The sequence below is a fragment of the Pseudomonas coronafaciens pv. oryzae str. 1_6 genome, assembly GCF_000156995.2.
In the GTDB taxonomy this organism is placed as follows: Bacteria; Pseudomonadota; Gammaproteobacteria; order Pseudomonadales; family Pseudomonadaceae; genus Aquipseudomonas; species Aquipseudomonas tremae.
The window spans coordinates 23,135-41,982 of record NZ_CP046035.1; the positions used below are offsets into that span (position 1 = coordinate 23,135).

Consider the following 18,848-nt stretch of genomic DNA (forward strand, 5'->3'; position numbering starts at 1 on the left):
AAAAACACCCGGCGCGTTGCGTCGGGTGTTTTGCATTCTGGCTTTTGGCCAAAATTTGCGAGCTTGAGCCCCTTGAGGCCTCAGATCAGACAGGCACAAAAAACCCGCCAGAAGGCGGGTTTTTTGTAGTCGACAGAATCAATTACTTGATTTTGCCTTCTTTGTAGATCACGTGCTTGCGTACAACCGGATCGAATTTTTTGATTTCGATTTTATCCGGGGTAGTACGTTTGTTCTTGTCGGTGGTGTAGAAATGGCCTGTACCAGCGCTCGACACCAAACGGATCAATTCACGCATGATTCTCTCCCTTAAATTTTGCCGTCGCGACGCAGTTCAGCGAGCACAACTTCAATGCCACGCTTGTCGATGATACGCATGCCTTTAGCAGATACGCGCAGACGAACAAAACGCTTCTCGCCTTCAACCCAGAAGCGGTGATGCTGCAGGTTTGGCAGGAAACGACGACGGGTTTTGTTGTTTGCGTGGGAAATGTTATTCCCAGTCACCGGACCCTTACCGGTAACTTGACATACTCTCGACATGCCTCAGCCCTCTAAAACCACATGCCCAACCCGGCATGGGTTGGCCGCTTAATCTCTCAGTCATTTGGCGCCAGGCGCCGCGTTTCTTTAAGGGTCTTACCGGCTACACCTACAGTGAAGGAACCGGGCCCCTAGAAAAGAGCGCTGCTTTATACCAGAAACCCTTCGATGCAACAACAGGCAAAGCGCTGCAGCCCGACGGGGCACGCCTCGCAAGGCGCCATGCTCAAGCGCTGCGGGGGTGCAGTCAAAACGACCGCTCGTCGCACGATGTCGATTGTTCTGCGCCAATACATAGTCTAGGGTTAGTCCCTCACCAGACTGCACCGGCAGATGGGGCCCTTTCTGAACAGGAAATATCGCCATGCGCCTAGCTGCACTTCCTCTTTTGCTCGTTCCGCTGTTACTTCCGGTTGCCGCTCAGGCATCGAGCCTTGCGGTATGCACTGAAGCCAGTCCTGAAGGTTTTGACGTCGTTCAGTACAATTCGCTGACCACCACCAACGCATCCGCCGATGTGCTGATGAACCGCCTGGTGGACTTCGATGCCAAGAGTGGCAAGCTGGTCCCGAGTCTGGCGGAAAGCTGGACCGTGTCCGCCGATGGCCTGACGTACGATTTCAAACTGCGTTCGGGCGTCAAGTTTCATACCACCGACTATTTCACGCCAACCCGCGAGCTGACGGCAGATGATGTGCTGTTCAGCTTCCAGCGCATGCTCGACCCGCAGAACCCGTGGCACAAGATTGCCCAGAGTGGCTTCCCGCATGCGCAGTCCATGCAGTTGCCCGCGCTGATCAAGAGCATTGAGGCGCCAGACGAACACTCTGTCCGCTTTACGCTCAATCGAGCAGACTCGACCTTCCTCGCCACCTTGAGCATGGGCTTTGCGTCGATCTACTCGGCGGAATATACCGCGCAGTTGCTGAAGGCGGGCACGCCGGAAAAACTCAACAGTCAGCCAATAGGCACCGGGCCGTTTGTGTTCAAGCGCTTTCAGAAAGATGCTGTAGTGCGTTACGAGGCGTTCAAGGATTACTTCGCCGGCAAGTCTGATGTCGACACACTGGTGTATGCGATCACACCTGACGCCAATGTCCGCCTGCAGAAAATTCGTCAGGACGAATGCCAGATAGCGCTTTCGCCCAAGCCACTGGATATCCAGGCCGCCAGCAAGATCGACTCGCTCAAGGTCGAGAAGACCGAAGCGTTCATGACCGCGTTCGTGGCGATCAACAGCCAGCATCCGCCGTTCGACAAGCCGCAAGTGCGTCAGGCCCTCAACCTGGCCTTCGACAAGGACAATTACCTGAAAGCGGTTTTTGAAGGCACTGCGGAAGCGGCCAGCGGCCCTTACCCGCCGAACACCTGGAGCTATGCCAAAGACTTGCCGGGCTATAAGCACGATGTTGCCAAGGCCAAGGCTTTACTGGCCAAGGCTGGTGTGAAGGAGGGTTTCAAGACCACTATCTGGACGCGACCTTCCGGCAGTCTGCTGAACCCGAACCCAAGTCTGGGCGCTCAATTGCTGCAGGCTGACCTGAAGCAGATCGGTATCGATGCCGAGGTCAAGGTCATTGAGTGGGGTGAGCTGATTCGCCGCGCCAAGGCCGGTGAGCATGATCTGTTGTTCATGGGTTGGGCGGGCGACAACGGCGACCCGGATAACTTCCTGACGCCGCAGTTCTCGTGCGCTGCGGTGAAGTCGGGCACCAACTTTGCCCGTTATTGCGACGCAGCCCTGGACAAGCTGATCGCAGACGGTAAATCCATCAGTGATCAGGGCCAACGCAGCAAGCTGTATCACCAGGCTCAGGCGCAGATCCAGCAGCAGGCGCTGTGGATCCCCCTCGCTCACCCGACAGCCGCAGCACTGGTGCGCAAGGACGTCACGGGCTATCAGGTCAGCCCGTTCGGCCGTCAGGACTTTTATAAGGTGCAAGTGAAGTAACTGGCCAGACTGACCTCGGCCCTTCGGCATGATTGCGTGCCAATGCCCTGCATTGGCACGCCCCATCTGAAGACCGGACGCAGAGCGCCCAGAACGGCATTACCATGCAAAGCGTGGTAACGATAATCCGAGCGCCGCCCTGTCGTGCCCAGCGCTACATCAGCCCGCGTTCCACCATCGACAGCGGCTCGCCGTCCCCCACGATCACGTGGTCAAGCACATGCACGTCCACCAGCAAGAGTGCTTCCTTGAGGCGCTTGGTCAGGTCGATGTCGGAGCGGCTGGGGGTGGTGATGCCCGAGGGGTGGTTGTGGCAGAGGATCAGGCTGGCAGCGTTGTGCGCCAGCGCGCGCTTCACCACTTGGCGTGGATGCACGTAAGACGCATTGATCGTTCCCCGGAACAGTATCTCGAAGTTCATGACTCGGTGCTTGTTGTCCAGAAACAGGCAGGCAAAGACTTCATGGGGTTCGTGCCTTAGCTGGGCCTTGAGGTAATTACGCACCTGAGCCGGATTTTCCAGCGCTGAGTCACGACGCAGTGCCTCGGCCATGTGCCGTCGTGCCATTTCCATTACCGCTTGTAACTGGGCGAACTTCGCAGGCCCCAGACCCAGCTGAGAGGTAAACGTGGTCAGGTCGGCATCCAGTAACGATCTGAGCCCGTCGAATTGATTCAGAAGGTGACGCGCGAGGTCTACAGCGCTTTTCCCGGCCACCCCGGTGCGTAAAAAGATCGCCAGCAATTCGGCGTCCGAAAGGCTCGCCGCCCCTAGCTCCAACAAGCGTTCCCGCGGGCGTTCGGCCACGGGCCAACTGCGAATACTCATAGCACCTCCATGTGTTTGGGCACCGCTGTTCCAGCGCGGTCGCTGTGCTATCTTAGCCCATCTTTTTGCGCGTCAATCTGGCCTGGGGAGGCGTCATGGCCGTCGCGTACTCACTCGATCACAAAGGCAGGTCTATGCAGCGGCTGTATCGAAAACGCATCGTGCTGGGCGTCGGCGGCGGCATCGCGGCCTACAAGAGCGCCGAACTGGTCCGCCGTCTGCGCGATCAGGGCGCTGAAGTGCGTGTCGTCATGACCAAGGGCGGGGCGGAGTTCATCACACCGCTGACCATGCAGGCCCTGTCCGGCCATCCCGTGCATCTGGACCTTCTCGACCCGGCAGCCGAAGCTGCGATGGGGCACATAGAGCTGGCCAAATGGGCCGACCTGATCCTGATCGCCCCGGCCACCGCCGACCTGATCGCGCGTCTGGCTCAAGGCATCGCCAATGATCTGCTGACCACCATCGTGCTAGCCACCGACGCCACCGTTGCCATCGCCCCGGCGATGAACCAGGCGATGTGGCGTGACGCATCCGTGCAGGCCAACACCCGCCTCCTCGAAACGCGCGACTTTCGCGTTTTCGGCCCGGCCTCGGGCAGTCAGGCGTGTGGCGATGTCGGTTTCGGCCGCATGCTCGAGGCCGACGATCTGGCTCAGTGCGCAGCCGACTGCTTCCAGCGCCAGAGCCTGACCGGCAAGCACGTGCTGATTACTGCAGGCCCTACTCAGGAAAACATCGACCCGGTGCGTTACATCACCAACCACAGCTCCGGCAAGATGGGTTTCGCCCTGGCTGAAGCGGCTGTAGAGGCAGGTGCGCGGGTTACGCTGATAACAGGTCCAGTCAGTCTGCCAACGCCTGACCGTGTCTCACGCATCGATGTGGTCAGCGCCCGGGACATGCTGGCGGCCTGTGAGGCGGCCATTCCCTGTGATCTGTTCATATCCTCCGCAGCCGTGGCTGACTACCGCCCGGAAGTCATCGCCCCGCACAAACTCAAGAAAGACCCTACGAATGGTGACGGCCTGCTGCTGCAGATGGTCCGTAATCCGGATATTCTGGCGACCATCGCCACCCGCCCGGATCGCCCCTTCAGCGTTGGCTTCGCTGCCGAGACCGAACACCTTCTCGACTATGCTGCACGCAAGCTGAAAGACAAGAACCTCGACCTCATTGTTGCCAACGACGTGGCTAACCCCAGCATCGGTTTCAATAGTGAAGAGAACGCTTGCAGCGTGATCGACCGGGCGTTGCACGCAACGCTTTTTACCCAGACCAGCAAGGCCAAGATTGCTCGCCAGCTGATCACTTTTATCGCCGACCGCATGAATCAGGTTTAACTACGAATGCACGCTCTACAAGCCAAGATCCTCGACCCCCGCATTGGCAACGAATTTCCGCTCCCGGCTTACGCCACCGTTGGCTCGGCAGGTCTCGACCTGCGTGCCATGCTCAAGGAAGACACCGTCCTAGAGCCCGGTCAGACCTTGCTGATCCCTACCGGCCTGTCGATCTACATCGGCGATCCTGGTCTCGCTGCGCTGATTCTGCCGCGCTCCGGCCTGGGTCACAAACACGGCATCGTGCTGGGTAATCTGGTCGGCCTGATCGACTCCGATTATCAGGGCGAACTGATGGTGTCGTGCTGGAACCGGGGTCAGACTGCATTCAGGATTGCGGTCGGTGAGCGTCTTGCGCAACTGGTGCTGGTGCCTGTCGTGCAGGCGCACTTCGAGCTGGTCGAAGACTTTGACGAAAGTCAGCGCGGCGCAGGTGGTTTCGGCCATTCCGGCAGTCATTGATCGCCATTCGGCGAATAATCCGGTTCTTTGGCATGGCTCAGGGAGAGGTCGGTGAAAGGCAGTCAACGCAACGCTTCAAAGCAAGCTGCACCCGCCGATAACGCTCCTCCGGCTGCGAGTCTCAACGCGCTCGCCCCAGGCATCGTACCTGCGGCAATCGGCTTGATCGTGGCAGCGGCGCTGGTCTGGTTGGCCTTGATGACCAGCCCGCAGCAGCAGGACCAGTTGGCCCAGGCATGGGGCGGCAGTCAGGCGGCAGCCATTGGTGTGGCGCTCCGGCAGATCAATGCCGACACCCAGGCAGCAGCCTCTGGCGCCGCGCTCGTTCAGGCGCTGCAAGGCAATGACGCCTTGGTATTGGTGGCAGCGCAGGACCGCCTCACCCGTTGGGACGGTATGGCTGGCGCGCGGCTGTACCCCAAGGGCCTGGCCGATGTTGATACGCAAGGCGCCCTGCCAGTCAGCTTCGCCACGCTGGATATGCTGAACAAGGCTGCGCAAGGTGACATCGTCAGCCCTGAAGCTCGCAAGGTCGGTGAGCGATGGTTGATCTACAGCGCAGCGCCAGTGCGCGCAGCTGTTAATCAGCCGGTCGCTGGCACATTGTTATTGGCCTTCGACCTGAATCGCCTGCTCAACGCTTTGCCGACTATCCCTGCCGAGGCCGGGCAGATTGTGCTCAGTCAGCAGTTCGGCAATGGTCCTGCTCAGGTTTTCCTGCAGCGCGGGCAAGCGGGCGATGACAAGCCCCAAGCGTTCGATACGGGTTATCCCGGCTGGAAACTCGAGTTCACGCCGGGCCCTGCGTTGAAAAACTCGCCTTCCATCCTGCTCTTGCTGTTGGCGCTGGTTATCGCTGCAGCTGGCGTATTGCTTGGCCTGCATCTCAATGAGCGAGCGTTGCAGCGTCGCATTTGTGCCGATGCCCGGCAGCTGGATCAGCTGCTTCAAGAACTCTCAGGCGGAAAAGCCGTCAAACCCTTCGGTTTGAGCCTTCCAGCCCTCAGTGGTCTGGCTCAGGCGCTCGCTCGCGTTTCGCTTCGTAGTCAGCCTCAGGCAATGCCTGCCTCTACTGCGGGCGAGCAGCGCGATGCAGATATTACCCAAGGCAGTGCTTCGTCCGCCGTCGCTGCATCGCGCACCGACTGGGCTGATCCACTGTTTCAAGATACCGATATTCTAGATATCGACCTTCTCGACGAAAACCAGGACTTCCTGAGATCGGAGCATCCCCTCGCTATGAACAGCCCAGCATCCGTGGCACCCAATCTTCCCGAGACCATTTTTCGCGCCTATGACATTCGTGGCGTGGTCGGGGACACCCTCAGCGCTGAAACCGCCTACTGGATCGGCCGTGCCATAGGTTCCGAGAGCCTGGCGCAGAACGAGCCCAATGTCAGCGTTGGCCGCGATGGTCGCCTGTCCGGTCCGGAGCTGGTGCAGCAACTGATCCAGGGCCTGCATGACAGCGGTTGCCACGTCAGCGATGTCGGTCTGGTGCCAACTCCTGCGCTGTATTACGCAGCCAACGTGCTGGCCGGCAAGACCGGTGTGATGCTGACCGGCAGCCACAACCCGAAGGACTACAACGGCTTCAAGATCGTCATCGCTGGCGATACCCTGGCCAACGAACAGATTCAGGCGCTGCACGAGCGCATCAAGACCAACAACCTGACCTCGCAGAAAGGCAGCATCACCAAAGTCGACATCCTCGATCGCTACTTCAAGCAGATCAAGGACGACATCGTCCTGGCGCGCAAGCTCAAGGTCGTGGTCGATTGCGGCAACGGCGCAGCGGGCGTGATCGCTCCGCAACTGATCGAAGCGCTGGGTTGCGAAGTGATTTCCCTGTTCGCCGAGGTGGATGGCAACTTCCCTAACCACCACCCGGATCCAGGCAAGCTGGAAAACCTGCAGGACCTGATCGCCAAGGTCAAGGAAACCGGCGCCGACCTGGGTCTGGCTTTTGATGGTGATGGCGACCGTGTCGGCGTCGTGACCAACGCAGGCAATGTGGTCTATCCGGACCGCTTGTTGATGCTGTTTGCCCTGGACGTGCTCAAGCGCAATCCGGGCGCCGACATCATCTTCGACGTCAAATGCACCCGTCGCCTGACGCCGCTGATCAGCGAGCACGGTGGCCGTCCGGTGATGTGGAAAACCGGTCACTCGCTGATCAAGAAAGAAATGAAGAAAAGCGGCGCGCTGCTGGCAGGTGAAATGAGCGGCCACATCTTCTTCAAGGAACGCTGGTTCGGTTTCGATGACGGTATCTACAGCGCCGCACGCCTGCTGGAGATCCTCAGCCAGGAATCGGCCAACGCCGAAGACCTGTTCGAAACCTTCCCGAACGATATTTCGACGCCGGAAATCAACATCAAGGTGACGGATCACACCAAGTTCAGCATCATTGAGGCCCTTGAAAAAGACGCGCAATGGGGCGAAGCCAAACTGACCACTATCGACGGTGTCCGCGTGGACTATCCGAAGGGTTGGGGTCTGGTTCGTGCTTCCAATACCACGCCGGTACTGGTGCTGCGTTTCGAAGCCGAAACCGAGGCCGAGTTGCAGCGTATCAAGGACGTGTTCCACGCCGAGCTGAAAAAAGTCGCGCCGGATCTCGACCTGCCATTTTGATTGTTTTCCCTTTTGACTGGAGCTCTGAATGACCCTCGAACGTGATGCCGCCTCTAATGTAGCCAAGGTCCTTTCCGAGGCGCTGCCGTACATTCGCCGCTTTGTCGGCAAGACGCTGGTTATCAAGTACGGCGGCAACGCCATGGAGAGCGAAGAGCTGAAGACCGGCTTTGCGCGTGACATCGTGTTGATGAAAGCGGTCGGTATCAACCCGGTCGTGGTTCATGGCGGCGGTCCGCAGATCGGTGATCTGCTCAAGCGACTGTCCATCGAGAGTCATTTCATCGACGGCATGCGTGTTACCGACGCGCAGACCATGGATGTCGTGGAGATGGTGTTGGGCGGTCAGGTCAACAAGGACATCGTCAACCTGATCAACCGGCATGGCGGCAGTGCTATCGGTCTGACCGGCAAGGACGCTGAGCTGATTCGTGCGAAGAAGCTCATCGTCACGCGTCAGACGCCAGAGATGACCAAGCCGGAAATCATCGACATCGGCCAGGTGGGCGAAGTGGTCGGCGTTAATATCGGCTTGCTCAACATGCTGGTCAAAGGGGATTTCATTCCGGTGATCGCGCCTATCGGCGTGGGTCCGGATGGCGAGTCCTACAACATCAACGCCGATCTGGTGGCGGGCAAGGTTGCCGAGGCCCTGAAGGCCGAGAAGCTGATCCTGCTGACCAATATCGCCGGGCTGATGAACAAGCAGGGCGAAGTCCTGACCGGTCTGAATACCGAGCAGGTAGACAGCCTGATCGCTGACGGCACTATCTATGGTGGCATGCTGCCGAAGATTCGCTGCGCGCTAGAAGCGGTTCAGGGCGGGGTCAACAGCTCGCACATCATCGATGGTCGAGTGCCCAATGCGGTCTTGCTGGAGATCTTCACCGACAGCGGTGTCGGCACCCAGATCACCAATCGCAAGCGGCATTGATCCAGGCATGACACACCCAAAGGCCCTGTGGGTTAACACTCACGGGGCCTTTTTGGCTGAGGTCACTATCGCGCCAATGCTCCGCGTAGGCATGCGGTTCTGGAGGCTCTGTGTCAGGTCATTGAGTCAGCCGCTGTACGCGTACCCGATCCTTGGCGAAGTCCGCTTCGGCTTGCGCACGTGCCGCCTGATACCCGGCGATATCGGACTGCAGCTTTTGCTGTTGGTCACGCAGGTCACTCAATTGATCGACAAGTGCCTGCTGAACAGGGCGTCCCGCACGCTCCTGGTCCGCGGCCTGGCTTTGCAGGCTGCGCTGCTGGGCCGCCAGCCCTTGAATATTGCCTTGGGCAACGCCAACCAGCGCATCCAGTTCGGCCAGTTTGCGGGCCCTCACGCGGTCCACCTCTGCCACGCTGCTGTACAGGCTCAGCAACTGTGCGTCGGCGGCGGTCTGGCGCTTGTCGGCTTCGGACTGGCGAATCTGCTCCGCAGTGGGCGCGGGCGGTACGACCTGGATCACCCGGCCACGGCCGTTGAGCACCTCATAGCCTTTGGCCACATAGTCGGGAGGCACCCCTTGTGTATCGATCACTGTCACGCCGCGACTGTCGACATAACGGTACAAGCGGGATTCAGGCGCATCGGCAGCCTGGGCGAGCAAGGGCGCAAGCATGGCCAGAGCCAGCCAGACCTTCAAAATGCTCAGCGTACCTGAGCCCGAAACCTGCACCTTGCCGCCGACAGCCATAGGCCTGTCCTCAGATTCCGTATTGTGTGCGATAAGCCTCAACCGCAGGCAGATGCTGTTTGAGTTGCGGGTCATCGGCCAGGAACTCGAGCACCTGATTCAACGACACGATGCTCACCACCGGAATACCGAAGTCGCGCTCGACTTCCTGAATGGCCGACAACTCACCATTGCCGCGCTCCTGGCGATTGAGCGCGATCAGCACGCCAGCCGCCGTTGCGTTCTGGTCCTTGATGATCTGCATGACTTCGCGGATTGCAGTGCCGGCGGTGATCACGTCGTCGATGATCAGCACGTTGCCCGCCAGCGGAGAGCCGACCAGGCTGCCCCCTTCGCCGTGCGCCTTGGCTTCCTTGCGGTTGAAGCACCACGGCAGGTCCAGGTCATGATGCTCGGCCAGTGCCACGGCTGTTGCAGAGGCGAGTGGAATGCCCTTGTAGGCCGGGCCGAACAGCACGTCGAAGGAAATACCGCTTTCAACCACTGCCGCCGCGTAGAAGCGACCCAGCTGAGCCAGCGCCGAGCCGGTGTTGAACAGCCCGGCATTGAAGAAGTACGGGCTTGTGCGCCCTGACTTGAGAGTGAACTCACCGAAGCGCAGAACACCACGATCGATGGCAAAACGAATGAAATCGCGCTGATACGCTTGCATGAAAAAAGCCCCGAACACCACGGATTTAGCTAATTAGGTAGAGCTCGGGTATCATACACGCACGTGATTTTTGGGGCCATTTATGCGGATCATCAGTGTGAACGTAAATGGCATTCAGGCTGCGGTCGAGCGTGGGTTGCTCAGCTGGCTGCAAGCTCAGAATGCCGACGTCATCTGCTTACAGGACACCCGCGCCTCCGCCTTTGAACTGGATGATCCAGCCTTTCAGCTGGATGGTTACTTCCTCTATGCCTGCGAAGCCGAAGTCCCTGCTCAGGGCGGTGTGGCGCTTTATTCGCGGTTGCAGCCGAAGGCAGTAATCAGTGGTCTCGGCTTCGAGACAGCCGACCGCTACGGGCGCTACCTGCAAGCAGATTTCGACAAGGTCAGTATCGCAACCCTGCTCTTTCCTTCGGGGATGAGCGGCGATGAAGACCTGAATCAGAAATTCAAGCTCATGGACGACTTTGGCAAGTACATGGACAAGCAGCGTCGCAAGCGCCGCGAATACATCTACTGCGGGTCGCTCTACGTGGCGCAGCAGAAGCTCGACGTCAAGAACTGGCGTGACAGCCAGCAATCTCCTGGTTTCCTGGCGCCTGAACGCGCCTGGATGGACGAGATTGTCGGCACAATGGGTTACGTGGACGCGCTGCGTGAAGTCAGTCGCGAAGGTGATCAGTACAGCTGGTGGCCGGATAACGAACAGGCCGAGATGCTGAATCTGGGCTGGCGCTTCGATTATCAGATCCTGACACCAGGCCTGCGCCGTTTTGTGCGTAGCGCCCGTCTGCCGCGTCAACCGCGCTTCTCGCAGCACGCGCCATTGATCGTGGATTACGACTGGACCCTGACTATCTGATAGTCAGGTAAGGCAGCACACACGAAAAAGCCGACTTGAAGTCGGCTTTTTCGCGTTGCCTGCAATGAAAGCTTCTTTAAAGCTACTTGATCAGGCGCCAGGTAAACGGGTAGCGATAATCCACACCGTCATTGGCTTTCACCCCGGCGATGATCGCCAGCACTGAGGCGCCAATGCCTACCAGCGTCAACAGCGCAAAGCCGATGACCAGCAGTACCAACAGCATGCTGATGGTCGCTGCAATGGCTACCGTGATCTGAAAATTGAGCGCTTCCTTGCCTTGCGCATCGATAAACGGGTCGGAGTCTTTCTTCAGTTGCCAGATAATCAACGGCCCCAGCAAGTTGCCGAACGGGAACATCAGCCCGGCAAATGCTGCCAAGTGACAGAACATCGCCCACTGACGAGCGCTTTGCGGCGGTTTACTCAACGGTTGCAGGCTGTCGCTCATTTTCAGACTCCTGGTGTGTATCAGTCGGCCAGTGCGGCGCGCTGCAATTCGAACAACTCGTTCATGCCCTTCTTCGCCAGCGCGAGCATCGCGTTCAGTTCTTCAGGCTGGAACGGCGCACCTTCGGCCGTGCCCTGGATCTCGATGAAGCCGCCTTCGCTGGTCATGACCACGTTCAGGTCGGTTTCGGCAGCGGAGTCTTCGAGGTAGTCGAGGTCAAGGACCGGCTCGCCTTGATACATGCCGACCGACACTGCTGCGATCATCTGCTTGAGCGGATCGCCGCCTTTCAGGCCGCCACGCTTCTTGATCACTTTCAGCGCATCTGCCAGAGCAACCATTGCACCGGTGATGGATGCCGTGCGCGTGCCGCCGTCGGCCTGAATGACATCGCAGTCGACATACAGGGTGACGTCGCCCAGCTTGGACATGTCCAGTGCAGCGCGCAGCGAACGACCGATCAGACGCTGAATTTCAAGGGTCCGCCCGCCTTGCTTGCCGCGGCTGGCTTCACGCTGGTTACGTTCGCCGGTCGCCCGCGGCAGCATGCCGTATTCGGCAGTCAGCCAGCCCTGACCCTGGCCCTTGAGGAAGCGCGGCACGCCGTTTTCGACGCTGACGGTGCAGATCACCTTGGTATCACCAAACTCCACCAGTACAGAACCCTCGGCGTGTTTGGTGTAGTTGCGGGTGATGCGGATCGAGCGGAGCTGATCGGCGGCGCGACCACTTGGACGTTTCATCTGGATACCTGTACTGAGACGGAAAACTGTCGGTCATTATAGAGGCCATAGCTGAAACAGGGCATCTCTAAAGTCGCCAGGGCCGAGTAGAAGGATGCAAGACGCTCTGGGCAAGGGCTTTCAGGGCGAATGCGAACCCAATCACAGTGCCTCGCATCACTTGTCGCACTGTCGGATTGGGAGCCTGCGCTGCACTGCGCTACAATCCTGCGCCTCTGCAGCCTGTCGGCTCGCGCGCATCCGTGATGGCCGCTCTTTCGCGCCCTTGAGCTGAACCACCTGAACTGAAAAAGAGGTACTTCCCATGGTGCACAGCATGACTGCCTTTGCCCGAGTAGAGCGGGCTGGCGCCCAGGGCACACTGAGCTGGGAGTTGCGCTCGGTCAATCACCGTTACCTCGAGCCCCATCTGCGTCTGCCTGAGTCGTTTCGCGATCTGGAAAGTGCTATTCGTGAAGCCCTGCGTCAAGGCCTGTCGCGTGGCAAGGTTGAATGCACGCTGCGCTTTGTCGAGGAGACCGCCGGCAAACCGCTGCAAGTGGATCGCGAGCGCGCAGCCCAGTTGATCGCCGCCGCCGAGTCGGTTGCCGGCTTGATCAAGCAGCCTGCCGCCTTGAACCCTCTTGAGGTTTTGGCGTGGCCGGGCGTACTGGTCGCCGACGCCAGCGACCCTCAGGCGCTGAATACCGAAGCGTTGGCGCTGTTCAGTGAAGCGCTGGGCGAACTGAAGAATGGCCGTGGTCGCGAAGGCGCAGACCTGGCCAGATTGCTGGATGAGCGGTTGTCTTCCATCGTTCAGGAGGTCGCAACCCTGCGCACACTGGTGCCTCAGATGCTGGCGGCCCAGCGCCAGAAAGTCCTGGATCGCTTTGCCGACATGAAGGCCGAGCTGGATCCTCAGCGACTTGAGCAGGAGATGGTTCTGCTGGCGCAGAAAAGCGACGTTGCCGAAGAGCTGGACCGCCTCAGCACACACGTTACCGAAGTGCGTCGCGTGCTCAAGACTGGTGGCCAGGCGGGTCGCCGTCTTGATTTCCTGATGCAAGAGCTTAACCGCGAAGCGAACACTCTGGGCTCCAAGGCCTTTGACCCACGCAGCACGCAGGCTGCCGTCAACCTTAAAGTGTTGATCGAGCAGATGCGTGAGCAAGTGCAGAATATTGAGTAAGGCTGAACCTGACATGACCCATATCACCGGTACCCTGTATATCATTTCCGCCCCGTCCGGCGCGGGCAAGACCAGCCTGGTCAAGGCCCTGATGGACGCTCAGCAAGAGCCCCAGCACGGCGCGCAGGCAAAGATTCGCGTCTCGGTCTCGCACACCACGCGTGCCATGCGCCCCGGTGAAGTGGATGGCGTGAACTATAACTTCGTCGATCGTGCCGAGTTCTTGCGCATGATCGAGCATGGCGACTTTCTTGAGCAGGCCGAGGTGTTCGGTAATCTGTACGGCACCTCGCAAAGCCATCTGCAGCAGACGCTGGATGAGGGTCATGACCTGATTCTGGAAATCGACTGGCAGGGCGCACGGCAGGTTCGCGCGCAGATGCCGCAGGCTCGCTCGATTTTCATTCTGCCGCCCACCCAGCAGGCACTGCGTCAGCGCCTGACCAACCGGGGCCAGGACAGCGATGAGATCATCGAGGCGCGTATGCGCGAAGCGGTCAGCGAAATGAGTCATTACAGCGAGTACGAATATGTTGTGGTGAATGATGATTTTGCCGGTGCGCTGGAAGACCTGAAGGCTATTTTTCGCGCCAATCGCCTTACCCAGCAGCATCAGGAAGAACAGTACAGTGAGCTTTTTCAGGAGTTACTGGCCTGATCGAGTCGTTTTCGGACAGCAGGCAACAGGTTAAAAGCATGCCGTTGGTGGCGTGCCGCTTGATGCATGATGCTGTCCGCTTGTGAACTACCGAGTCCGCTCGCCCATCCGGGCATCGCGCATCCGCATTTGCTACGAGGAATACCCATGGCCCGCGTAACCGTTGAAGACTGCCTAGAACACGTGGATAACCGCTTTGAGCTGGTCATGCTCTCTACAAAGCGTGCCCGTCAACTGGCAACCGGCGGCAAAGAACCAAAGCTGGCGTGGGAAAACGACAAGCCTACCGTTATGGCACTGCGCGAAATCGCGGCTGGCCTGATGGATTACGCTGTAATCGCAGAAGCCGAAATCGTTGAAGATGAACCATTGTTCGCAGCGTTCGAGGACGAGTCCAACGAGGCCGTCTAAGCCTATGCCGGGTCGACGTAGTACGGCGCAGGGTAAAAGCCATTGGCAGGGGGTAGCGCCTTGCCGAGCATAGACGCCCTCGCCGACAGACTGTCGGCCTACCTCGGCAAGGACCAGGTCAATCTGGTCCGCCGAGCGTATTTCTACGCCGAACAAGCCCACGATGGCCAGCGCCGTCGCAGCGGTGAGGCCTACGTCACCCATCCTCTTGCGGTGGCCAATATTCTTGCTGACATGCACATGGACCATCAGAGCCTGATGGCCGCGATGCTGCATGACGTCATCGAAGATACCGGTATTGCCAAGGAAGCGCTCAGCGCCCAATTTGGCGAGACCGTTGCGGAACTGGTCGACGGGGTCAGCAAACTGACCCAGATGAATTTCGAGACCAAGGCCGAAGCCCAGGCAGAAAACTTCCAGAAAATGGCCATGGCCATGGCGCGTGATATTCGCGTGATTCTGGTCAAGCTCGCCGACCGTCTGCATAACATGCGCACGCTGGAAGTCCTTTCCGGCGAAAAACGTCGCCGTATCGCCAAGGAAACCCTCGAAATCTATGCCCCCATCGCCAACAGGCTGGGCATGCACAACGTGCGTATCGAATTCGAGGACCTGGGTTTCAAGGCCATGTACCCGATGCGTTCCTCGCGAATCAACCAGGCGGTCAAGCGCGCCAGGGGTAATCGCAAGGAGCTGGTCAACAAGATTGAAGAGTCGCTGAGCCATTGCCTGGCAGTGGACGGTATTGAAGGCGATGTCAGCGGTCGCCAGAAACACCTCTACGGTATCTACAAGAAGATGCGCGGCAAGCGCCGCGCTTTCAACGAGATCATGGACGTTTATGCGTTCCGTATCATCGTCGACAAGGTCGATACCTGTTACCGCGTGCTGGGTGCTGTACATAATTTGTACAAGCCGCTGCCCGGCCGTTTCAAGGATTACATCGCGATCCCCAAGGCCAACGGCTATCAGTCATTGCACACGACGCTGTTCGGTATGCATGGCGTGCCTATCGAAATCCAGATCCGCACTCGTGAAATGGAAGAGATGGCCAATAACGGGATCGCCGCGCACTGGCTGTACAAATCCAGTGACGACGAGCAGCCCAAAGGCACTCACGCCCGCGCCCGGCAGTGGGTCAAGGGTGTGCTTGAAATGCAGCAGCGTGCCGGCAACTCTCTGGAGTTCATTGAAAGCGTCAAGATCGACCTGTTTCCGGACGAGGTTTACGTTTTCACGCCGAAAGGCCGGATCATGGAGCTGCCAAAAGGCTCCACTGCGGTGGACTTCGCTTATGCGGTACATACCGATGTAGGCAACAGCTGCATTGCCTGCCGCATCAATCGCCGACTGGCGCCATTGTCCGAACCCCTGCAAAGCGGCTCGACCGTCGAGATTGTCAGCGCCCCTGGCGCACGTCCGAATCCGGCCTGGCTGAACTTTGTGGTCACCGGCAAGGCGCGCACCCATATCCGTCACGCGCTCAAGCTGCAACGTCGCTCCGAGTCGATCAACCTGGGTGAGCGGCTGTTGAACAAGGTGCTCAACGGTTTTGAATGCAGCCTGGAGAAGGTCACGCCGGAACGTATTCAGCTGGTGCTGAGCGAGTATCGGGTCGAGGTGCTCGAGGATCTGCTCGAAGACATCGGTCTGGGCAATCGCATGGCCTACGTGGTCGCCCGCCGCCTATTGGGCGAAGGCGATCAATTGCCAAGTCCTGAAGGTCCGCTGGCCATTCGCGGCACCGAAGGCCTGGTACTCAGCTACGCCAAGTGCTGTACGCCTATTCCCGGCGACCCGATTGTCGGCCACCTGTCTGCGGGCAAGGGCATGGTTGTGCACCTGGATAACTGCCGCAATATCAGCGAAATCCGTCATAACCCGGAAAAATGCATCCAGTTGTCCTGGGCCAAGGACGTCACCGGCGAATTCAACGTCGAATTGCGTGTCGAACTGGAGCATCAGCGCGGCCTGATTGCCCTGCTGGCCAGCAGCGTCAACGCCGCGGACGGCAATATCGAAAAAATCAGCATGGACGAACGCGATGGGCGCATCAGCGTGGTTCAACTGGTAGTCAGCGTACATGATCGCGTGCATCTGGCCCGAGTGATCAAGAAACTGCGCGCGTTGACCGGTGTCACACGCATCACCCGGATGCGCGCGTAGGCAATCCAATCATCAGGAGTTCTTCATGACCAAGACTGTCATCACCAGCGATAAAGCCCCTGCGGCCATCGGCCCGTATTCCCAGGCGATCAAGGCTGGCAACACCGTCTACATGTCCGGACAGATCCCGCTGGACCCAGGCACCATGGAGCTGGTCGAAGGTATCGAAGCCCAGATCACTCAGGTCTTCGAGAACCTCAAATCGGTTGCCGAAGCGGCAGGCGGATCGTTCAAGGACATCGTCAAACTGAACATCTTTCTGACCGACCTGGGCCACTTTGCCAAGGTCAATGAAATCATGGGTACCTATTTCACCCAGCCCTACCCGGCGCGTGCAGCCATCGGCGTTGCGGCATTGCCGCGTGGCGCCCAGGTCGAAATGGACGCCATTCTCGTCATCGAATAAATTTCCCGACGGAGCGTCATTTGCGCTCCGTTCTCCCTGAAGGAAGGAATCCGTTATGCGCTCCGCGCTCGCCATCTCGCTGCTCGCCGTCATTCTGGGCGGCTGCGCCAGCCACGCCGACCGCAACCCGGACGGCACCTGGATCAATCAGACCGCCATCGATGCCGCCGTCAAACAAGGTAACCTGCGCCAGGCGCTGCTCGCCAACGGCCCTAACCTGGAATGGCAGATCAACTCCAAAACCAACCAGGCGATCTACTCCAACGGCTTTGAGCTGGGTGAAGGCAAGATTGTCAGCGCCGCCGAAGGCAAGCTTCACATCGATTTCTACGGCAACTTCTTTGAAGACCTGAGTGTGAAGGGCGACGAACTGGTTCAAGCCGCCAGCGAGTCAGGCTCTGAACAGCACTTCCAGAAGCCTGAAGCCCCGGCACCTGAAGGCGCACAGCCAGGCACCAGCTTTGAAAAAGCCCTGTACGGCGCTTACATGGGTGGCAAATGGACCATCGTAGAAGGCGATGGCCAAGGCAGCACCGTGCAGTTCATGCCTGATGGCAGCGTGCAGGGGCTTCCGGAAAACGACCGCTACGCTCTGTGCCTTGCTGGCGATTGTGCAGCCATGAGCGGCGAATACGACAGTATGTGGCTCGAAAAAGCCGAAAAAGGCAACCCTTGGATATTTGCCCGCAAAGGCAAGCAGCTGGAGATTTTCCAAGCGATGAACAACGCCGGAGCGGACCAGATGCCCGAGCTGCGCCCAGGCGCACGTCGCTGGTTGCTGGAGCAGCAATAAGCGATCGTTGATTCATGAGCGCCGACCGTGGCGCTCATGAACAGCTTCCTATCCCAGTAATGCTGCGTAACCCGCCTTGTAATCCGGGTACATCGGTGCCCAGCCCAGCGCACGTGCCCTCGCATTGCTGCAACGCTTGCTGCCAACGCGCTGCACGCTGACATCGTCAGACCATTCGGTCACACCCAGATAATCGCGTATCCACGCCACCACCTCGGCCAGCGCGGCCGGATCATCGTCGACGCCCAGATAACAAGCCTCCAGTGCCACACCGCGTTTATCGGCTTGCAGCAGGTGCTCCAGCAGGCCTGCGGCATCGTCTGCGTGAATCCGGTTGGCGTATACCGGCGGATCAATCCTGACGCTATGCCCTTGGCGCACGCGATTCGACAGGTCGTTGCGGCCCGGGCCATAGATGCCTGTCAGCCGTACCGCCGTGGCGGGCAAGCCGCTGTTCAGGGCAAGCTGCTCCGCTTCCAGCATCACGGTGCCGGTGTAGCCGCCAGGCTCGGTCACGGAGTCCTCGTCCACCCACTCACCATCCTGTTGGCCATACACACCGCTGCTCGAGACAAAGAGCAGCCGCTTTGGCTGCTGGCCGGTCTGCTCAAGCCAGTTCAGGACGTTGCGCAGGCCTTCGACATAGGCCATTCGGTAACCCGCCTCGTCGCGCTGTGAGGGCGTCGCGCAATACACCACGTAGTCCAGCGTTGTCGAAGGCCATTGCGCGGGTTTCACAGGCTGGAACAAGTCACCCTGCACGCCGATAACGCCAGCTGGCAGCTCTGACACGGTACGTCGCAGCCCATGCACAGCCCAGCCGTGTGGTAGCAACCGCGTGGCGAGCCGAGAGCCGATATCGCCGCAGCCGGCAATCAGAAGTGAAGGAGCAGTCATTCGGATATCTCCACAGGAAGGTGGTGTCAGCACCTTTTAAAAGAGTCGTTGAGGGGCGTACGGTCAAGCCAATATGTAAAAAAGATACAGTATTACTTTTGTTAACAAGAACGATTTGCAATAATGGCAGCCCATTTGTTCCCGATGAACGTCGATTGCTTCACGCGACGCACTGGAACCATCCCCTATTT

At 59.0% G+C, this 18,848-nt stretch carries 20 protein-coding genes; 12 read left to right on the forward strand and 8 right to left on the reverse strand.

Features of this window, described 5'->3' with window-relative positions; all coding sequences use genetic code 11:
- Positions 1 to 142: 142 nt before the first annotated feature.
- Both rpmG and rpmB read right to left on the reverse strand, forming a co-directional pair.
- On the reverse strand, positions 143 to 298 hold the full coding sequence (gene rpmG, locus POR16_RS00125) for a 50S ribosomal protein L33 (RefSeq protein WP_002551515.1): 156 nt from the start codon (positions 296 to 298) through the stop codon (positions 143 to 145).
- An 11-nt stretch (positions 299 to 309) separates the two neighbouring features.
- Positions 310 to 543: a 50S ribosomal protein L28 gene (gene rpmB, locus POR16_RS00130; protein ID WP_002551514.1), complete on the reverse strand. Its 234-nt coding sequence runs from the start codon at positions 541 to 543 to the stop codon at positions 310 to 312.
- A gap of 364 nt (positions 544 to 907) precedes the next feature.
- On the opposite strand from rpmB, the gene POR16_RS00135 reads away from it, so the two are divergent.
- On the forward strand, positions 908 to 2,494 hold the full coding sequence (locus POR16_RS00135) for an ABC transporter substrate-binding protein (protein WP_005887690.1): 1,587 nt from the start codon (positions 908 to 910) through the stop codon (positions 2,492 to 2,494).
- 154 nt (positions 2,495 to 2,648) lie between these two features.
- Here the strand turns inward: POR16_RS00135 and radC are convergent, their stop codons facing one another.
- Entirely contained in the window at positions 2,649 to 3,323 is a 675-nt protein-coding gene (gene radC / locus POR16_RS00140) for a RadC family protein (RefSeq protein WP_005887692.1), read from the reverse strand.
- A gap of 134 nt (positions 3,324 to 3,457) precedes the next feature.
- Here radC and coaBC point away from each other — a divergent pair, with 134 nt between their 5' ends.
- The 4 genes from coaBC to argB are packed head-to-tail and all read left to right on the forward strand — an operon-like array spanning position 3,458 to position 8,699.
- On the forward strand, positions 3,458 to 4,666 hold the full coding sequence (gene coaBC, locus POR16_RS00145; RefSeq protein WP_005887694.1) for a bifunctional phosphopantothenoylcysteine decarboxylase/phosphopantothenate--cysteine ligase CoaBC: 1,209 nt from the start codon (positions 3,458 to 3,460) through the stop codon (positions 4,664 to 4,666).
- 6 nt (positions 4,667 to 4,672) lie between these two features.
- A complete protein-coding gene (gene dut / locus POR16_RS00150; RefSeq protein WP_005887696.1) occupies positions 4,673 to 5,128 on the forward strand; it encodes a dUTP diphosphatase in 456 nt (151 codons plus the stop codon).
- A gap of 51 nt (positions 5,129 to 5,179) precedes the next feature.
- Positions 5,180 to 7,765 carry a phosphomannomutase/phosphoglucomutase gene (locus POR16_RS26840; protein ID WP_024668919.1) on the forward strand — a complete coding sequence of 862 codons (2,586 nt, stop codon included), beginning with the start codon at positions 5,180 to 5,182 and terminating at the stop codon, positions 7,763 to 7,765.
- Between the two features lie 28 nt (positions 7,766 to 7,793).
- A complete protein-coding gene (gene argB, locus POR16_RS00160; protein WP_005887700.1) occupies positions 7,794 to 8,699 on the forward strand; it encodes an acetylglutamate kinase in 906 nt (301 codons plus the stop codon).
- A 118-nt stretch (positions 8,700 to 8,817) separates the two neighbouring features.
- Here the strand turns inward: argB and POR16_RS00165 are convergent, their stop codons facing one another.
- Positions 8,818 to 9,450: a hypothetical protein gene (locus POR16_RS00165; protein ID WP_005887702.1), complete on the reverse strand. Its 633-nt coding sequence runs from the start codon at positions 9,448 to 9,450 to the stop codon at positions 8,818 to 8,820.
- 10 nt (positions 9,451 to 9,460) lie between these two features.
- A complete protein-coding gene (pyrE, locus tag POR16_RS00170) occupies positions 9,461 to 10,102 on the reverse strand; it encodes an orotate phosphoribosyltransferase (protein ID WP_005887703.1) in 642 nt (213 codons plus the stop codon).
- 82 nt (positions 10,103 to 10,184) lie between these two features.
- On the opposite strand from pyrE, the gene POR16_RS00175 reads away from it, so the two are divergent.
- On the forward strand, positions 10,185 to 10,964 hold the full coding sequence (locus tag POR16_RS00175) for an exodeoxyribonuclease III (RefSeq protein ID WP_005887705.1): 780 nt from the start codon (positions 10,185 to 10,187) through the stop codon (positions 10,962 to 10,964).
- An 82-nt stretch (positions 10,965 to 11,046) separates the two neighbouring features.
- On the opposite strand, the gene POR16_RS00180 is transcribed toward POR16_RS00175, so the two are convergent.
- A complete protein-coding gene (locus tag POR16_RS00180) occupies positions 11,047 to 11,415 on the reverse strand; it encodes a DUF4870 domain-containing protein (RefSeq protein ID WP_005887707.1) in 369 nt (122 codons plus the stop codon).
- Between the two features lie 20 nt (positions 11,416 to 11,435).
- Positions 11,436 to 12,158 carry a ribonuclease PH gene (gene rph, locus POR16_RS00185; RefSeq protein ID WP_005887709.1) on the reverse strand — a complete coding sequence of 241 codons (723 nt, stop codon included), beginning with the start codon at positions 12,156 to 12,158 and terminating at the stop codon, positions 11,436 to 11,438.
- Between the two features lie 304 nt (positions 12,159 to 12,462).
- Between rph and POR16_RS00190 the strand changes: the two genes are divergently transcribed.
- The 6 genes from POR16_RS00190 (at position 12,463) to POR16_RS00215 (ending at position 17,760) form a co-directional block, all read left to right on the forward strand.
- Complete coding sequence (locus POR16_RS00190) at positions 12,463 to 13,326, forward strand: YicC/YloC family endoribonuclease (RefSeq protein ID WP_024668922.1); 864 nt, start codon at positions 12,463 to 12,465, stop codon at positions 13,324 to 13,326.
- A gap of 13 nt (positions 13,327 to 13,339) precedes the next feature.
- Entirely contained in the window at positions 13,340 to 13,984 is a 645-nt protein-coding gene (gene gmk, locus POR16_RS00195) for a guanylate kinase (protein ID WP_005887715.1), read from the forward strand.
- Positions 13,985 to 14,131: 147 nt separating this feature from the next.
- Complete coding sequence (rpoZ, locus tag POR16_RS00200) at positions 14,132 to 14,395, forward strand: DNA-directed RNA polymerase subunit omega (RefSeq protein ID WP_002551500.1); 264 nt, start codon at positions 14,132 to 14,134, stop codon at positions 14,393 to 14,395.
- Positions 14,396 to 14,455: 60 nt separating this feature from the next.
- Positions 14,456 to 16,561: a bifunctional GTP diphosphokinase/guanosine-3',5'-bis pyrophosphate 3'-pyrophosphohydrolase gene (gene spoT / locus POR16_RS00205; protein WP_005887717.1), complete on the forward strand. Its 2,106-nt coding sequence runs from the start codon at positions 14,456 to 14,458 to the stop codon at positions 16,559 to 16,561.
- 25 nt (positions 16,562 to 16,586) lie between these two features.
- On the forward strand, positions 16,587 to 16,967 hold the full coding sequence (locus POR16_RS00210; protein WP_024668924.1) for a RidA family protein: 381 nt from the start codon (positions 16,587 to 16,589) through the stop codon (positions 16,965 to 16,967).
- A gap of 55 nt (positions 16,968 to 17,022) precedes the next feature.
- Complete coding sequence (locus POR16_RS00215) at positions 17,023 to 17,760, forward strand: hypothetical protein (protein ID WP_005887719.1); 738 nt, start codon at positions 17,023 to 17,025, stop codon at positions 17,758 to 17,760.
- A gap of 48 nt (positions 17,761 to 17,808) precedes the next feature.
- Here the strand turns inward: POR16_RS00215 and POR16_RS00220 are convergent, their stop codons facing one another.
- Positions 17,809 to 18,657, reverse strand: coding sequence for an SDR family oxidoreductase (locus POR16_RS00220; RefSeq protein ID WP_053931691.1), 849 nt, complete (start codon positions 18,655 to 18,657; stop codon positions 17,809 to 17,811).
- Positions 18,658 to 18,848 lie beyond the last annotated feature (191 nt).

Bases quoted from the DNA above. Each gene is read 5' to 3' on its own strand.
- rpmG (WP_002551515.1), bottom strand. From the start codon at position 298: ATGCGTGAATTGATCCGTTTGGTGTCGAGCGCTGGTACAGGCCATTTC.
- rpmB (WP_002551514.1), bottom strand. From the start codon at position 543: ATGTCGAGAGTATGTCAAGTTACCGGTAAGGGTCCGGTGACTGGGAAT.
- POR16_RS00135 (WP_005887690.1), top strand. From the start codon at position 908: ATGCGCCTAGCTGCACTTCCTCTTTTGCTCGTTCCGCTGTTACTTCCG.
- radC (WP_005887692.1), bottom strand. From the start codon at position 3,323: ATGAGTATTCGCAGTTGGCCCGTGGCCGAACGCCCGCGGGAACGCTTG.
- coaBC (WP_005887694.1), top strand. From the start codon at position 3,458: ATGCAGCGGCTGTATCGAAAACGCATCGTGCTGGGCGTCGGCGGCGGC.
- dut (WP_005887696.1), top strand. From the start codon at position 4,673: ATGCACGCTCTACAAGCCAAGATCCTCGACCCCCGCATTGGCAACGAA.
- argB (WP_005887700.1), top strand. From the start codon at position 7,794: ATGACCCTCGAACGTGATGCCGCCTCTAATGTAGCCAAGGTCCTTTCC.
- POR16_RS00165 (WP_005887702.1), bottom strand. From the start codon at position 9,450: ATGGCTGTCGGCGGCAAGGTGCAGGTTTCGGGCTCAGGTACGCTGAGC.
- pyrE (WP_005887703.1), bottom strand. From the start codon at position 10,102: ATGCAAGCGTATCAGCGCGATTTCATTCGTTTTGCCATCGATCGTGGT.
- POR16_RS00175 (WP_005887705.1), top strand. From the start codon at position 10,185: ATGCGGATCATCAGTGTGAACGTAAATGGCATTCAGGCTGCGGTCGAG.
- POR16_RS00180 (WP_005887707.1), bottom strand. From the start codon at position 11,415: ATGAGCGACAGCCTGCAACCGTTGAGTAAACCGCCGCAAAGCGCTCGT.
- rph (WP_005887709.1), bottom strand. From the start codon at position 12,158: ATGAAACGTCCAAGTGGTCGCGCCGCCGATCAGCTCCGCTCGATCCGC.
- POR16_RS00190 (WP_024668922.1), top strand. From the start codon at position 12,463: ATGGTGCACAGCATGACTGCCTTTGCCCGAGTAGAGCGGGCTGGCGCC.
- gmk (WP_005887715.1), top strand. From the start codon at position 13,340: ATGACCCATATCACCGGTACCCTGTATATCATTTCCGCCCCGTCCGGC.
- rpoZ (WP_002551500.1), top strand. From the start codon at position 14,132: ATGGCCCGCGTAACCGTTGAAGACTGCCTAGAACACGTGGATAACCGC.
- POR16_RS00210 (WP_024668924.1), top strand. From the start codon at position 16,587: ATGACCAAGACTGTCATCACCAGCGATAAAGCCCCTGCGGCCATCGGC.
- POR16_RS00215 (WP_005887719.1), top strand. From the start codon at position 17,023: ATGCGCTCCGCGCTCGCCATCTCGCTGCTCGCCGTCATTCTGGGCGGC.
- POR16_RS00220 (WP_053931691.1), bottom strand. From the start codon at position 18,657: ATGACTGCTCCTTCACTTCTGATTGCCGGCTGCGGCGATATCGGCTCT.